This is a genomic window from Thalassospira sp. GB04J01 (assembly GCF_000751115.1).
Classification (GTDB): domain Bacteria; phylum Pseudomonadota; class Alphaproteobacteria; order Rhodospirillales; family Thalassospiraceae; genus Thalassospira; species Thalassospira lucentensis.
This window is the reverse complement of sequence record NZ_CCDX020000002.1, coordinates 1-15732: the sequence shown is the minus strand read 5'-3', so window position 1 is coordinate 15732 and position 15732 is coordinate 1. Positions and strand designations below refer to the sequence as shown.

Annotated in this window: 11 protein-coding genes and 1 tRNA gene; all 12 read left to right on the top strand. The window is 53.0% G+C overall.

The genetic code is table 11. The annotated features are described in order from the left end of the window. The first annotated feature begins 149 nt into the window (after positions 1-149). Positions 150-225: transfer RNA gene (locus AMM48_RS00295), tRNA-Trp, on the top strand. Positions 226-275: 50 nt separating this feature from the next. Next, positions 276-473 carry a preprotein translocase subunit SecE gene (gene secE, locus AMM48_RS00290; protein ID WP_022734396.1) on the top strand — a complete coding sequence of 66 codons (198 nt, stop codon included), beginning with the start codon at positions 276-278 and terminating at the stop codon, positions 471-473. A 4-nt stretch (positions 474-477) separates the two neighbouring features. Beyond that, positions 478-1008, top strand: a complete 531-nt coding sequence (gene nusG, locus AMM48_RS00285) for a transcription termination/antitermination protein NusG (protein WP_022734395.1) — start codon at positions 478-480, stop codon at positions 1006-1008. Between the two features lie 108 nt (positions 1009-1116). Beyond that, positions 1117-1545, top strand: a complete 429-nt coding sequence (rplK, locus tag AMM48_RS00280; RefSeq protein ID WP_022734394.1) for a 50S ribosomal protein L11 — start codon at positions 1117-1119, stop codon at positions 1543-1545. A 4-nt stretch (positions 1546-1549) separates the two neighbouring features. Next, positions 1550-2248 (top strand): 50S ribosomal protein L1, encoded by a 699-nt coding sequence (gene rplA, locus AMM48_RS00275; RefSeq protein ID WP_022734393.1) that lies wholly within the window; start codon positions 1550-1552, stop codon positions 2246-2248. A 285-nt stretch (positions 2249-2533) separates the two neighbouring features. Beyond that, the gene (rplJ, locus tag AMM48_RS00270; RefSeq protein ID WP_022734392.1) at positions 2534-3052 is read left to right on the top strand and encodes a 50S ribosomal protein L10; all 519 of its coding nucleotides are present in this window, start codon (positions 2534-2536) and stop codon (positions 3050-3052) included. Positions 3053-3107: 55 nt separating this feature from the next. Then, positions 3108-3479, top strand: a complete 372-nt coding sequence (gene rplL, locus AMM48_RS00265) for a 50S ribosomal protein L7/L12 (RefSeq protein ID WP_022734391.1) — start codon at positions 3108-3110, stop codon at positions 3477-3479. A 378-nt stretch (positions 3480-3857) separates the two neighbouring features. Then, positions 3858-8024, top strand: coding sequence for a DNA-directed RNA polymerase subunit beta (gene rpoB / locus AMM48_RS00260; protein ID WP_102782464.1), 4167 nt, complete (start codon positions 3858-3860; stop codon positions 8022-8024). Between the two features lie 108 nt (positions 8025-8132). After that, positions 8133-12326 carry a DNA-directed RNA polymerase subunit beta' gene (rpoC, locus tag AMM48_RS00255; RefSeq protein ID WP_022734389.1) on the top strand — a complete coding sequence of 1398 codons (4194 nt, stop codon included), beginning with the start codon at positions 8133-8135 and terminating at the stop codon, positions 12324-12326. 370 nt (positions 12327-12696) lie between these two features. Next, complete coding sequence (gene rpsL / locus AMM48_RS00250; protein WP_008892339.1) at positions 12697-13068, top strand: 30S ribosomal protein S12; 372 nt, start codon at positions 12697-12699, stop codon at positions 13066-13068. 12 nt (positions 13069-13080) lie between these two features. After that, a complete protein-coding gene (rpsG, locus tag AMM48_RS00245) occupies positions 13081-13548 on the top strand; it encodes a 30S ribosomal protein S7 (protein ID WP_022734388.1) in 468 nt (155 codons plus the stop codon). A gap of 27 nt (positions 13549-13575) precedes the next feature. Next, positions 13576-15657, top strand: a complete 2082-nt coding sequence (fusA, locus tag AMM48_RS00240; RefSeq protein WP_102782463.1) for an elongation factor G — start codon at positions 13576-13578, stop codon at positions 15655-15657. The last annotated feature ends 75 nt before the right edge of the window (positions 15658-15732 follow it).

The following is a 15732-nucleotide window of genomic DNA, read 5'->3' as shown; positions in this document are numbered from 1 at the left end:
CTAAGATCCTCGAGTAATTTTTAGGATTTTGCACGATTGAGTGCTTGATCTTGGATGTGCGGGCGGATATAAACCGCCCGCACACCCTGCCGCCCGGGCAGGGATGAGCCAGAAAGAAGATAAGCTTTTCAACTTTCTGTCGATCTTGTAGGAGTGTAGCTCAGTTGGTAGAGCATCGGTCTCCAAAACCGAGTGCCGGGGGTTCGAGTCCCTCCTCTCCTGCCAATTTTTCCGGGTCGTGAAACAAAGTATTAGAAAGCGGTGTAACCCCAACAATGGCAAAAACGTCGCCAGCACAATTCGTACAGCAGGTCCGCACCGAGGCAAAAAAGGTCTCGTGGCCGTCCCGTAAGGAAACGACCGTTTCAACCATTATGGTTTTCGTGATGGTTGCTCTTGCGTCTGTTTTCTTCTTTGTTGTCGATCAGCTCCTCGCATGGGGTGTTAAGCTGGTCTTTGGTGTTGGGGGTTAAGCACATGGCGCATCACTGGTACGTGCTTCACGTTCATTCTGGTTTTGAGAAAAAGGTCGCCCAGTCGATCCGCGAGCAGTCCATCAAGAAAGGTCTTGAAGGCGAGATTCTCGAGGTTCTGGTTCCGACTGAAGAAATTGTTGAGATGCGTCGCGGCGCAAAGGTCAATTCCGAGCGGAAGTTTTTCCCGGGATATGTCCTGCTGAAGATGGATCTCACTGACGAAAGCTGGCATCTGGTCAAAAACACCGCCAAGGTCACCGATTTCCTCGGTAGCCGTGGCAAGCCGATGCCGATTTCCGAAAAGGAAGCTCAGCATATCCTGCATCAAGTTCAGGAAGGTGTTGATCGTCCGAAGCCAACCATCTCGTTCGAGGTTGGCGAGGAAGTCCGTGTTTCCGACGGTCCGTTTGCATCGTTTAACGGTATCGTCGAAGGAGTTGATGAAGAACGTTCACGCCTTAAGGTGTCTGTTTCGATCTTCGGTCGTTCAACTCCGGTCGAGCTGGAATATACCCAGGTCGAGAAGCTCTAAGAAAAAACGATCTTGTAAATTGAAGTCGCTGCTTGTATACGCAGGCAGCTTTTAAAGCGCGGGAGGTCAGCCGTGACCGTACCGCGCGCTTCTGTAAGAGGTACTCTAATGGCGAAAAAAATCGACGGCTATCTTAAGCTGCAGATTCCCGCCGGCAAAGCCAATCCGTCACCGCCTGTCGGTCCGGCTCTTGGTCAGCGCGGCGTGAATATCATGGAATTCTGCAAGGCGTTCAACGCAGCGACCCAGCAGATGGAACCAGGGATGCCGATTCCGGTCGTCATCACCGTTTATTCCGACCGTTCATTCAGCTTTGTCACCAAAACCCCGCCGGCATCCTACTTCCTGAAAAAGGCAGCAGGCATTGCCAAAGGTTCCGGGACCACCGGTAAAGGTTTTGTTGGTAAAGTAACCAAAGCACAGGTCAAAGAAATCGCAGAAGCCAAAATGGTTGACCTCAACGCATTTGACGTTGATGGCGCGATGGCAATGATCGAGGGCTCTGCCCGTGCGATGGGTCTTGAGGTTGTGGAGTAAGACGATGGCCAAGACTGGTAAACGCCTTGCCCAGGCCTATGAGGGCATCGACCGTAACACCCAGTACGAGCTGGCAGCTGCTGTCAAACTCGTCAAAGAAGGTGCAAAAGCAAAATTCGATGAAACCATCGAAATTGCCATGAACCTTGGTGTTGATCCGCGTCACGCTGACCAGATGGTCCGTGGTGTTGTTTCGCTTCCGCATGGTACCGGTAAAACCATGCGCGTCGCCGTCTTCGCAAAAGACGCCAAAGCAGAAGAAGCCCTTAAAGCTGGTGCAGACACTGTTGGCGCTGAAGACCTGATGGAAGCAATGCAGAAAGGCGATCTGAACTATGATCGCGTTATTGCAACCCCGGACATGATGGCTGTTGTCGGTCGTCTCGGTAAGGTACTTGGCCCGCGCGGCCTGATGCCGAACCCGAAACTCGGCACTGTTACCATGGATGTTGCGACCGCCGTTTCCGATGCAAAAGCTGGCCAGGTTCAGTTCCGTGCAGAGAAAACCGGTATCGTACATGCAGGTATCGGCAAGGCTTCGTTCAGCGAAGAACAGATCCTTGAGAATGCAAAAGCATTCTTTGGTGCGATTGTTAAAGCGAAACCGGCTGGCGCAAAAGGTATCTACCTTCAGCGTGCGGCGATCAGCTCCACCATGGGTGCTGGCGTCAAATTGTCGATCCCTGACATCGCGTCTAAATAAGAAATTCTCGAATTCTGACCGATCCCAAGGGGTCGGTCAGGACCGGAGAGGGTGGTTATAGCCCTCTCTACCTGTCTGTCCCAGACTGCAGGTGAGTGACATTCGTTGCTCTTAATCTCCTGCATAGGCAGAGGTTCCGGTTCTTAGTTTTCCCCGTATGGGGCATCACAAAAGGCTTGGACATCTGGCAAACGGACGGGCGTCACAGACCGGTTCGAAAGGACTGGTCGCGTCTGTGAACCTCCTTGTGGGGTTCAGGGCAAAAAGCAACGTCGGAGACTAAAAGTGAACCGCGATGAAAAACAACAGTTCGTAGCAGAAATGCGCGAAGTGTTCGAAGCTGCGGAAGGTCTGGTCGTTACCCAGTATAAAGGGTTGACGGTCGCAGAAATTACCGCTCTTCGTGCACAGATGCGTGAATCTGGTGCGGGCTTCAAGGTCACCAAAAACCGGCTTACGCGACTTGCTCTGGAAGGCACCAAATTTGCTGGTCTTGCAGATTACTTCACTGGCCCGACCGCGATTGGCTATTCAGCCGATCCGGCCGCAGTCGCAAAAGTAGCTGCGAAGTTCGCAAAAACCAATGACAAGCTTGTTCTTGTTGCTGGTGCTATCGGCGAACAGGTTCTGAACGAACAGGGCATCAAAGCTCTGGCAGAACTGCCGTCGCTGGACGAACTCCGTGCGAAAATGGTTGGTATGATCCAGACCCCGGCACAGCGTATCGCTACGCTGACTTCCAAGCCGGCTGGACAGATCGCCCAGGTGCTGAAGGCATACGCCGACAAAGGCGAAGCCGCGTAAACCAATTATCCAAGATATCTGATGATATCCAAGTTCAAGCCTAGGAGTTATACACATGGCCGATCTTAAGGCACTCGTTGAAGAGCTTTCCAAGCTCACCGTTATCGAAGCTGCAGAACTTTCCAAAATGCTCGAAGAAGAGTGGGGCGTTTCTGCTGCTGCTCCGGTTGCTGTTGCTGCTGCTGGCGGCGCTGCTGCTGAAGCCGCTGAAGAACAGACCGAATTTGACGTCGTTCTGACTGCTGCTGGTGACAAGAAAATCAACGTCATCAAAGAAGTCCGCGCAATCACCGGTCTTGGCCTCAAAGAAGCCAAAGAACTCGTTGAAAGTGCTCCGAAAGCCGTCAAAGAAGGCGCTTCGAAGGACGAAGCTGAAGAAATCAAGAAGAAGCTTGAAGAAGCTGGCGCTTCCGTCGAACTTAAATAATCGACGGCTTCTTGCCAAGGTCTGGGTCGGCGTCCTTTGGGCGCCGACCCATCCGTCTCTGTGCTCCGGGCAATTGTGTTACGGGTGATGCAGCGACGCGAACAGGAATTTAACGGTTGACGCTGCCAAAGGTAATCGTACATAACGGTAGGCTGTTTAGGTCAAAGGTTATCTTTGACGGCGTCGACAGCCGAGGGATCAGTGATCTCATTCAAGTTGGATGTCACATAACATCCACGGTCATAATCAAGTGAACGCCCGCCCCGTACGGGGCTCGGGCGTCGTTGTGCTGTATGCGTTTTGCGCAAGTCGGAAACGCAGCATTACAACGACGAACGAGTTCGGACGGTGTGGGGAGGCGCGATTAAAGGAACGATGATGGATAAGTCCTTTACTGGTCGAAAGCGCATCCGCAAAAGCTTTGGACGGATCAGCGAAGTCGCTCCGCTCCCGAACCTCATTGAGGTTCAAAAGAATTCCTACGATAAGTTTTTGCAGACCGGGACCCCGCAGGAGCAGCGGAACGATGCAGGTCTTCAGGAAGTTTTCAAGAGCGTCTTTCCGATTAAAGATTTTTCGGAACGCGCAACTCTTGAATTCGTTTCGTACGAGCTTGAGCAGCCGAAATACGATACCGAAGAGTGTCGCCAGCGAGGCATGACTTTTGCCGCACCGCTGCGTGTAACACTGCGCCTGGTTGTCTGGGATATTGACGAAGACACGGGTGCCCGTTCTATTCGTGATATCAAAGAGCAAGACGTGTATATGGGCGACATGCCGCTCATGACGTTGCACGGTACTTTTATCGTCAACGGCACCGAGCGTGTAATCGTCTCACAGATGCACCGCTCGCCGGGCGTCTTCTTTGACCATGACAAAGGGAAGAGCCACAGCTCAGGCAAATATCTGTTTGCTGCGCGTGTCATTCCTTACCGTGGTTCGTGGCTCGATTTTGAATTTGACGCAAAAGACGTTCTTTACGTCCGTATCGACCGTCGCCGCAAACTGCCGGCGACCACGTTGCTTATGGCTCTTGAAAATGAAGAGTCCGAGAAGTTGCGTGCACAGCGTGCCGAAGAAGGGCGCTCTGTCGATCCGTCGGAAATCGAAGGCCTCACCCCGGAAGAGATTCTCAACTATTACTATGAGTCGGCAGAATACCGCCGCACCAAAGATGGTTGGGTAACCGATTTCAATGCCGAGCGTTACATCGGTCAGAAGCTGGTTCACGATCTTGTTGATGCCAAAAGCGGCGAAGTTGTCGCAGCGGCTGGTTCAAAAATCACCAAGCGTTCGTCGGTTAAAATCACCGAAACCGGTGTCAAACAGATCCTCGTGCCAGAAGAGCAGCTTAACGGCTGGTTCATGGCAGACGACCTGATTGATGGCGAAACTGGTGAAATTCTGGCAGAAGCCGGTCACGAACTGACAGAAGAAGTGTTCGAGCAGCTCAAGGAATGGAATGTGAATTCCGTTCGTTTGTTGATGATCGATCACAACAATGTCGGTGCGTATCTGCGTAACACCGTTGCACTCGACAAGAACAGCAATCGCGAAGAAGCCCTTGTGGACATCTATCGCGTGATGCGTCCTGGCGAGCCGCCAACCCTTGAGGGTGCGGAAGCGATGTTCAAGGGCCTGTTCTTTGACTCAGAGCGTTATGATCTGTCGGCCGTTGGCCGTGTGAAGATGAATGCGCGTCTGAACTTGGAATGCCCGGATACGGTTCGTATCCTGCGTCGCGAAGACATTCTGGAAGTCGTCCGTGTTCTGATCGACCTGAAAGATGGTCGTGGCGAGATTGACGATATTGACCACCTTGGTAACCGTCGCCTGCGTTCGGTTGGCGAGCTGATGGAAAACCAGTTCCGTGTTGGCCTTCTGCGTATGGAACGTGCGATCCGCGAGCGTATGAGTTCGGTCGAGATCGACAACGTCATGCCGCATGACCTGATCAACGCGAAACCGGTTGCAGCAGCTGTTCGTGAATTCTTCGGCTCTTCGCAGCTGTCGCAGTTCATGGATCAGACCAACCCGCTTTCGGAAATCACCCACAAACGTCGTCTTTCGGCGCTTGGACCAGGTGGTTTGACCCGTGAGCGTGCAGGCTTTGAAGTTCGTGACGTTCATCCGACCCACTATGGTCGTATCTGCCCGGTTGAAACGCCGGAAGGTCCGAACATTGGTCTGATCAACTCACTGGCAACCTTTGCCCGTGTCAACCAGTACGGCTTCATCGAAAGCCCGTATCGCAAGGTTGCCGACGGCAATGTGACAGCAGAGGTTATTTACCTCTCGGCGATCGAAGAAGGTCGTTATGTTATCGCACAGGCCAACGAACCGTTGACCGAAGGCTTTAACTTTGCCAACGAACTGATCAACACCCGTAAAGCCGGTGACCACTATATGGCCCGCTCCGAAGAGATCGACCTTATGGACGTCTCGCCGAAGCAGCTGGTATCAGTCGCATCCGCGCTCATTCCGTTCCTTGAGAACGATGACGCGAACCGCGCACTGATGGGCTCGAACATGCAGCGTCAGGCGGTTCCGTTGATCCGTTCTGAAGCACCGTATGTCGGGACCGGTATGGAAGTTCCGGTGGCACGTGATTCGGGTGCAACCCTGATCGCACGCCGTGATGGTGTTGTTGAATCTGTTGATGCGACCCGTATGGTGATCCGAGCCACTGGTGACATTGCTGCATCGGCGTCGGGTGTCGATATTTACACCCTGCTGAAGTATCAGCGTTCCAACCAGGGCAGCTGCATTAACCAGCGTCCGCTGGTGAAAGTTGGCGATGTCGTTGAAAAAGGCGACATCATTTCGGATGGTCCGTGTACCGATATGGGTGAACTTGCCCTTGGCCGTAACGTGCTTGTCGCGTTTATGCCTTGGAATGGTTACAACTTTGAGGATTCCATCCTTCTGTCCGAACGTATTGCACGTGATGACGTTTATACCTCGATCCATATCGAGGAATTCGAAGTCATGGCGCGTGATACCAAACTTGGTCAGGAAGAAATCACCCGTGATATTCCGAACGTCGGTGAAGAAGCCCTTAAAAACCTCGATGAGGCGGGCATTGTTTACATCGGTGCGGAAATCAAACCGGGCGATATCCTTGTCGGTAAGGTAACGCCAAAAGGCGAAAGCCCGATGACGCCGGAAGAAAAACTTCTGCGTGCCATCTTTGGTGAAAAAGCATCCGATGTTCGCGATACGTCGCTGCGTGTCCCGCCGGGACAGTTCGGTACCATTGTTGAAGTCCGCGTGTTCTCACGTCGTGGCGTAGACAAGGACGAACGTGCTCTGGCAATCGAACGTTCGGAAATCGAACGTCTCGCACAGGACCGTGATGACGAACGTGCCATTCTTGAGCGCAACTTTTATGGCCGTCTGAAAAATCTTCTGCTTGGTCAGACGATTGTCGATGGTCCGAAAGGCCTTGATGGCGCAATCACCGAAGACAGCCTTTCGGGTGTTGCACGTGGTTTGTGGCGTCAGATTGCGGTTTCCGATGACGCGGTGATGTCTGACATCGAAGCGCTGAAAAAACAGTTCGAGGAATCGATCGCTGTTCTTCAGGCCCGTTTCGATGACAAAGTTGACAAACTGCAGGCTGGTGACGAATTGCCGCCAGGCGTGATGAAGATGGTTAAAGTCTTCGTTGCTGTTAAACGTAAAATGCAGCCGGGCGATAAGATGGCCGGCCGTCACGGGAACAAGGGTGTCGTATCGCGCATTATGCCGGTTGAAGACATGCCGCACCTCGAAGACGGTACGCCGGTCGATATCGTTCTGAACCCGCTTGGTGTTCCGTCGCGTATGAACGTCGGCCAGATCCTTGAAACCCACCTTGGTTGGGCGTCACGTGGTCTGGGCGAACAGATCGGCGAACTTGTCGATGCTGTTGCTGACGGTCGTGGCGAGATGGAAGACCTGCGTGGCAAGCTTAATGATGTCTACGAAGGCGAAGAATACATCGCTGGCATCAAAGAGCTGTCTGATGGTGAAGTCATCGAGCTTGGCAACAACCTGCGTCGCGGCGTCCCGATGGCCACTCCGGTCTTCGACGGTGCCCGTGAGCCTGATGTTGTTCGTATGCTTGAAAAAGCCGGCCTTGATGGTTCTGGCCAGGTTGACCTTTATGATGGTCGTACTGGTGAGAAATTCCATCGCAAGGTGACGGTTGGGTATATCTATATGCTCAAACTGCACCACTTGGTCGACGACAAGATCCACGCACGTTCGATTGGTCCGTACTCACTTGTTACCCAGCAGCCGCTGGGTGGTAAGGCGCAGTTCGGTGGCCAGCGTTTCGGGGAGATGGAAGTATGGGCACTCGAAGCTTACGGTGCTGCTTACACCCTTCAGGAAATGCTTACGGTCAAGTCGGATGACGTTTCGGGCCGTACCAAGGTTTACGAAGCCATCGTTCGTGGTGAAGACACCTTTGAGGCCGGTATTCCGGAGTCGTTTAACGTTCTCGTTAAAGAACTCCGTTCGCTTGGTCTCAATGTTGAGCTTGAGCAGAACGACTTTTAAGTGTTTGGCGCGTCGGGCTGTCCATAAGGGCAGTTCGGCCGCCATTACGCATCTTTCGGCCTGAAATTGGCGAAACCCGGCGAGACCGGGCATAGCGGGAGAGCCTTTATGAACGAGTTGATGAAGATCTTCGGGCAGCCGCAGGGCACCCAGAGCTTCGATCAGATCCGGATTCAGATTGCCAGCCCGGAGCGTATCCGCTCCTGGTCATTTGGTGAAATCAAGAAACCGGAGACCATCAACTACCGGACCTTTAAGCCGGAACGCGACGGTTTGTTCTGTGCGCGCATTTTTGGTCCGGTGAAGGATTACGAATGCTTGTGCGGCAAGTACAAGCGTATGAAATACCGCGGCATTATCTGTGAGAAGTGCGGCGTCGAAGTGACCTTGGCCAAAGTACGTCGTGAACGTATGGGCCACATTGAACTGGCGGCACCTGTTGCCCACATCTGGTTCATGAAGTCGCTGCCGAGCCGTCTTGGTTTGCTGCTCGACATGACGCTCAAGGATCTTGAGCGCATTCTGTATTTCGAGAACTATGTGGTGATCGAACCGGGCCTTACCCCGCTTAAAATGGGTGAGCTCCTGTCCGAAGACCAGTATATGACAGCCCAGGAAGAATATGGCGAAGACAGCTTCCGTGCCGGTATCGGTGCAGAAGCCATCCGCGATATGCTTGCGGCTATCGATCTTGATGAAGAACGCGAAACCGCGAAAATCGACCTCAAGGAAACCAATTCCGAAGCCAAACGCAAAAAGCTGGTCAAGCGTCTTAAGCTGATCGAAGCCTTCCAGGAATCTGGTGCGCGCCCGGAATGGATGATCCTTGAAGTTATTCCGGTTATCCCGCCAGAATTGCGTCCGCTGGTACCGCTTGATGGTGGCCGCTTCGCAACGTCTGATTTGAACGACCTTTACCGTCGTGTCATCAACCGTAACAACCGTCTGAAGCGCCTGATCGAGCTTCGTGCGCCTGATATCATCGTGCGTAACGAAAAACGTATGCTTCAGGAATCGGTTGATGCGCTGTTTGACAACGGTCGTCGTGGTCGTCCGATCACCGGTGCCAACAAGCGTCCGCTCAAATCGATGTCGGACATGCTTAAAGGTAAGCAGGGTCGTTTCCGTCAGAACCTTTTGGGTAAACGCGTCGACTATTCCGGTCGTTCTGTGATTACCGTGGGTCCGAACCTGAAACTCCATCAGTGTGGCCTGCCAAAGAAAATGGCGCTCGAACTGTTCAAGCCGTTCGTTTATGCGAAGCTGGAACTGTACGGGATGGCAACCACCATCAAAGCTGCAAAGCGTATGGTGGAAAAAGAGCGTGCCGAAGTTTGGGATATCCTTGAACAGGTTATCCGCGAACACCCGGTCATGCTGAACCGCGCGCCGACCCTTCACCGTCTTGGCATTCAGGCGTTCGAGCCTACCTTGATTGAAGGTAAGGCCATCCAGTTGCATCCGCTCGTTTGTACGGCCTTCAACGCCGACTTCGACGGTGACCAAATGGCTGTTCACGTGCCGCTGTCGCTTGAAGCGCAGCTTGAAGCACGTACCTTGATGATGTCGACCAACAACATCCTGTCACCGGCATCGGGTAAACCGATTATCGTGCCGTCCCAGGATATTGTCCTTGGTCTGTATTACATCTCGATGGAACGCGACGGTCAGCCGGGCGAGGGCATGTCCTTTGTCAATATCGCTGAAATCGAACAGGCGCTTGATGCCGGTTTCGTAAACCTGCATTCGAAAATCAATGCACGTTACAAAACGGTTGATGAAAACAATGAACCGATCACGGTTCGTGTTGCAACGACCGCCGGTCGTATGTTGTTGTCCGAACTGTTGCCGCGTCATCCGCGCATTCCGTTCTCGACCATCAACAAGTTGCTGACCAAAAAAGACGTCTCGAACGTTATCGATGTCGTTTACCGTCACTGTGGCCAGAAAGAGACTGTTATCTTCGCTGACCGCATGATGGGCCTTGGTTTCAATTGGGCATGTAAAGCCGGTATTTCGTTTGGTAAGGATGACATGATCATTCCTGAAGCCAAGGAAGTTCTGGTGGGCGCAACCCACGACAAGGTCAAAGAATACGAACAGCAGTACCAGGATGGTCTCATCACCCGTGGTGAGAAATACAACAAAGTTGTTGATGCCTGGTCGCAGTGTACCGATGACGTTTCCGAAGAGATGATGAAAGTCATCTCGGCAACGGCCGAAGGCGATAATGTAAACTCGGTTTACATGATGGCCCACTCCGGTGCCCGTGGTTCTGCCGCCCAGATGCGTCAGTTGGCTGCTATGCGCGGCCTGATGGCAAAGCCGGATGGCTCGATCATTGAAACGCCGATTATTTCGAACTTTAAAGAAGGCCTGACCGTGCAGGAGTACTTCAACTCCACTCACGGTGCCCGTAAGGGTCTGGCTGATACCGCATTGAAAACGGCGAACTCGGGTTACCTTACCCGTCGTCTTGTTGACGTCGCACAGGATTGCATCATCACTCAGCATGATTGCGAAACTGCACGTGGCCTCGATATCGCTGCGGTTGTCGATTCTGGCGAAGTGATCGAAACGCTTTCGGATCGTATTCTGGGTCGTTTCACCGCTGACGAGATTGTTAACCCGTCAACCGGCGAAATCATCGTCCCGAAAAACGCGATGGTCGAAGAAGATCATCTTGACGTGATCGAGAAAGCCGGTGTTGAAACCGCGCGTATCCGTTCTGTCCTGACCTGTGATGCCGAAACCGGCGTTTGCGGCCATTGTTATGGTCGTGACCTGGCACGTGGTACCACGGTCAACATCGGTGAAGCTGTGGGTGTTATCGCCGCACAGTCGATCGGCGAGCCGGGTACACAGCTCACCATGCGTACGTTCCACATTGGTGGTGCGGCACAGCGTGGCGCAGAGGTTTCCGGGGTTGAAGCAAACTTCGATGCGACGGTTAAACTCAAAAACCGTGCCGTCGTTGAGAACTCAAGCGGCGTCAAAATTGTTATGGCGCGTAACCTTGAGATCCTGCTGATTGACAAAACCGGACGCGAGCGTGCGAAATACCGCGTACCATATGGTGCGAAACTGCTTGCTGATGAAGGCGATCAGATCGTTCGCGGCCAGAAACTGGCTGAGTGGGATCCGTACACGCTTCCGATCATCACCGAGAAAGAAGGGTATGTTAACTACGTCGATCTTCTTGAAAACGTAACCATTCGCGAAGTCTATGACGAAGCGACCGGTATTGCGGCCAAGACGGTTATCGACTGGAAAAGCATGCCCAAGGCGTCTGACCTTAAGCCGCGCGTTACCCTGCGTAACGAGAACGGTGAGGTCATCAACCTGGATAACGGTCTTGAAGCCCGTTACTTCCTGTCGGTTGACGCTATTCTCTCGATCGAGAACGGTCAGAAAGTTAACGCTGGTGACGTGCTTGCACGTATCCCGCGTGAAGGTTCGAAGACCCGTGACATCACCGGTGGTCTGCCGCGTGTTGCCGAGCTGTTCGAAGCCCGTAAACCGAAAGAACACGCGATTATCTCGGACATTCCGGGCCGCGTCGAATTCGGCAAGGACTATAAGAACAAGCGTCGCGTCGTCGTGCATCCGCTCGAAGACTCGGGTCTGACCGAACCGGTTGAATACATGATCCCGAAAGGCAAACATCTTGCCGTTCAGGAAGGGGACTTCGTCGAAAAAGGCGATCAGCTCCTTGATGGTTCGCCGGTTCCGCATGATATCTTGCGTGTTATGGGCGTACCTGCACTGGCAGATTACCTGGTCAACGAAATCCAGGAAGTTTACCGTCTGCAGGGCGTTAAGATTAACGACAAACACATCGAAGTCATTGTGCGTCAGATGCTTCAGAAAGTGGAAATCACCAAAACCGGTGACACCACGCTTCTGGTTGGCGAGATCATTGACCGCGGTGATTTTGATACCGAAAACGAACGTGCCGTCAAAGAAGGTGGCGAGCTGGCCGAAGGTGCACCGGTCCTTCAGGGGATCACCAAGGCTTCGCTCCAGACGCATTCCTTCATCTCGGCCGCGTCGTTCCAGGAAACCACGCGCGTTCTTACCGAAGCAGCTGTTTCGGGCAAAACCGATACACTCATCGGTTTGAAAGAGAACGTTATCGTGGGTCGTTTGATCCCGGCTGGTACCGGTGCGGTGATGAACCGCTTCCGTGCATTGGCTGCCGAACGCGACAAAACGGTGCAGATCGAGGCAGAAGAAGAAATCGGCGACAACTTTGGCCCGCAGGCCGATGCCGATACGACTTCGCTGCCGGCAGGCGAATAACATCGTCGCGTCAATACGTTAAAGAATCAGAGGCGAACCGGAAATCTTATCGACGCACCGGTTCGTCTCGGCGTTTGAAGCGCCAACTCGAAGGCCTTGAGGGTTTTGCTTGACGCAAAAGGGGGCCGTCACTAGTATGCGCCCACCAAATCACGGGGGGTGTAACTGTGTCGGTGCCGTTTTGTGCGGTAGCGGGCGGTTTTGCCCCCCATCGCTTGAGTGCGACTCTGACGGCCGTCGAGGCAGGAATTCCTGCTTTTATGGGCGTCCGCGCGTGTTTTTGTACTTTGTGCAAAGACGCGCGGTCGCTCGTCGTGCGTCGATAAGAGCAACGCCCTAGTGGCGTCCGTTGTAGTAAAAGGGAAAGTTAATGCCCACTATTAACCAGTTGATCCGCAAAAAGCGGACACCGCGCACCCAGCGCGATATGGTTCCGGCACTGGAAGCATGCCCGCAGAAACGCGGCGTTTGCACTCGTGTTTATACCACTACCCCGAAGAAGCCGAACTCGGCACTTCGTAAAGTTGCCCGTGTTCGTTTGACCAACGGCTACGAAGTAACGTCTTACATTCCGGGCGAAGGCCATAACCTTCAGGAACACTCTGTCGTGATGATTCGCGGCGGCCGTGTGAAGGATTTGCCGGGCGTTCGTTACCACATTATTCGCGGTACCCTCGATACACAGGGTGTCAAAGACCGTAAACAGCGTCGTTCGAAATACGGCGCGAAGCGTCCGAAATAAGGAGCAGCTCAGATGTCACGTCGTCACGCTGCTGAAAAGCGCGAAGTATTACCTGACGCCAAATACGGCGATAAGGTTCTCACTAAATTCATGAACGGTCTGATGCTCGACGGTAAAAAATCCGCCGCTGAGAAGATCGTTTATGGTGCCCTGGAAGTCATCGAAGGCAAGGGTTCCGACCCTGTGTCGCAGTTCCATGAAGCCATGGACAACGTGAAGCCGAACGTCGAAGTACGTTCGCGTCGTGTTGGTGGTGCTACTTACCAGGTTCCGGTTGAAGTTCGTACCGAACGTCGTCAGGCACTGGCCATTCGTTGGCTGGTTGACGCTGCTCGCAAGCGTTCCGAAACGACCATGGTCGGTCGTCTCGCCGGTGAACTGATGGACGCTGCGAACAACCGTGGTTCGGCCGTCAAGAAACGCGAAGACACCCATCGTATGGCCGAAGCCAATAAGGCTTTCGCTCATTATCGCTGGTAATCTAGACCTTAGGATCAAGAGTCGATTATGGTAAAACGCACTCCGATCTCTCGGTATCGTAACATCGGCATCATGGCACACATTGATGCGGGTAAAACGACGACTACCGAGCGAATCCTTTTCTACACCGGAAAATCCTACAAGATCGGCGAAGTCCACGACGGCGCCGCAACGATGGATTGGATGGAGCAGGAACAGGAACGTGGCATTACGATTACGTCTGCTGCGACGACCTGCTTCTGGAAAGACAACCGCATTAACATCATTGATACCCCGGGCCACGTTGACTTCACGATTGAAGTTGAACGTTCGCTTCGTGTTCTCGATGGTGCATGTGCAGTGTTTGACGCCGTTTCCGGCGTCGAGCCCCAGACCGAAACCGTATGGCGCCAGGCTGACAAGTACCACGTTCCGCGTATGTGCTTTGTCAACAAAATGGACCGTACCGGTGCTGACTTCTTCCGTTGTGTCCAGATGATGAAAGATCGTCTCGGTGCCAATGTTGCTGTCATGCAGCTGCCGATTGGTTCCGAAATGGAATTCGAAGGTGTTGTCGATTTGGTCAAAAACCAGGAAATCGTCTGGAAAGACGAAAACCTGGGTGCAGAATTCGAATATCGCGATATTCGTGATTCGCTCAAAGACCAGGCTGCAGAATATCGTGAAGCCCTGATCGAACAGGCGATCGATTTCGATGAAGCAGCGATGGAAGCATACCTTGAAGGCGAAATCCCGTCTGAGGAACTTCTCAGGAAGTGCCTCCGTAAAGGGACGCTTAAAGGCGCATTGGTTCCTGTTCTTTGCGGGACCGCGTTCAAGAACAAAGGCGTTCAGCCGCTTCTTGATGCTGTTATCGATTACATGCCAGCTCCAGATGACATCGACGATGTTCGCGGCGTTAAGCCGAACACCGAAGATGAGCCTGATTCACGTCCGCTGAACGACGATGCGCCGTTCTCGGGTCTTGCGTTCAAAATCATGAGTGACCCGTTTGTCGGTTCGCTTACCTTTGTGCGTATCTATTCGGGTGTTCTCGAAGCCGGTTCTTATGTTCTGAACTCTGTTAAAGAGAAAAAAGAACGTATCGGCCGTATGCTTCTTATGCATTCGAATAACCGTGAAGAAATCAAATACGCATGCTCGGGCGACATCGTTGCTCTGGTTGGCATGAAGGATACCACCACTGGTGATACCCTTTGTGACCCGGCCAAGCCGATCATCCTTGAGCGTATGGAATTCCCGGATCCGGTTATCGAAATCGCTGTAGAGCCGAAATCGAAAGCCGACCAGGAAAAAATGGGTCTTGCTCTTGCGCGTCTTGCGCAGGAAGATCCGTCATTCCGCGTCAAATCAGACCACGAATCCGGCCAGACCATCATTTCGGGTATGGGCGAGCTTCACCTCGACATTCTTGTCGATCGTATGAAGCGTGAATTCAAAGTCGAAGCGAACATTGGTGCGCCGCAGGTTGCATACCGTGAAACGATCTCGAAAGAGATCGACGTTGACTACACCCACAAAAAACAGTCGGGTGGTTCGGGTCAGTTCGCGCGTATCAAACTTACCTTTACGCCGGGTGAACCGGGTACGGGCTTCAACTTCACTGATAGTGTTGTTGGCGGTAACGTTCCTAAAGAATACATCCCGGGTGTTGCCAAAGGTCTCGAAAGCTCGCTTCAGAGCGGCGTGATCGCAGGCTTCCCGGTTACCGACTTGTCGATCAAGCTGACCGACGGTGCCTACCACGATGTTGACTCGAGCGTCATGGCCTTCGAAATCGCAGCACGTGCTGCTTTCAAAGAAGGTCTGCAGAAAGCTTCACCGAAGCTGCTTGAGCCGATCATGAAAGTCGAGGTAGTTACCCCGGAAGACTATATGGGCGACATCATTGGCGATCTGAACAGCCGTCGCGGTCAGGTCCGTGACATGGACTCCCGTGGTATTGCGCGCGTTGTTAACGCGTTCGTTCCGCTGGCGAACATGTTCGGTTACGTCAACACGCTGCGCTCCATGTCTCAGGGCCGTGCCCAGTTCGTGATGCAGTTCGATCATTATGCTGACGTTCCGCAAGCAGTTGCTGAAGAAGTCAAAGCCAAATCGGCCGGCTAAGGCCCAAGCCAGAATAAACGGAGTTAGTAATGGCTAAAGAAAAGTTTGCCCGTACAAAACCGCACGTCAACATCG

What these genes read in the sequence shown, in the direction of transcription:
- secE (WP_022734396.1), top strand. Translation starts at nt 276, where the DNA reads ATGGCAAAAACGTCGCCAGCACAATTCGTACAGCAGGTCCGCACCGAG.
- nusG (WP_022734395.1), top strand. Translation starts at nt 478, where the DNA reads ATGGCGCATCACTGGTACGTGCTTCACGTTCATTCTGGTTTTGAGAAA.
- rplK (WP_022734394.1), top strand. Translation starts at nt 1,117, where the DNA reads ATGGCGAAAAAAATCGACGGCTATCTTAAGCTGCAGATTCCCGCCGGC.
- rplA (WP_022734393.1), top strand. Translation starts at nt 1,550, where the DNA reads ATGGCCAAGACTGGTAAACGCCTTGCCCAGGCCTATGAGGGCATCGAC.
- rplL (WP_022734391.1), top strand. Translation starts at nt 3,108, where the DNA reads ATGGCCGATCTTAAGGCACTCGTTGAAGAGCTTTCCAAGCTCACCGTT.
- rpoB (WP_102782464.1), top strand. Translation starts at nt 3,858, where the DNA reads ATGGATAAGTCCTTTACTGGTCGAAAGCGCATCCGCAAAAGCTTTGGA.
- rpoC (WP_022734389.1), top strand. Translation starts at nt 8,133, where the DNA reads ATGAACGAGTTGATGAAGATCTTCGGGCAGCCGCAGGGCACCCAGAGC.
- rpsL (WP_008892339.1), top strand. Translation starts at nt 12,697, where the DNA reads ATGCCCACTATTAACCAGTTGATCCGCAAAAAGCGGACACCGCGCACC.
- rpsG (WP_022734388.1), top strand. Translation starts at nt 13,081, where the DNA reads ATGTCACGTCGTCACGCTGCTGAAAAGCGCGAAGTATTACCTGACGCC.
- fusA (WP_102782463.1), top strand. Translation starts at nt 13,576, where the DNA reads ATGGTAAAACGCACTCCGATCTCTCGGTATCGTAACATCGGCATCATG.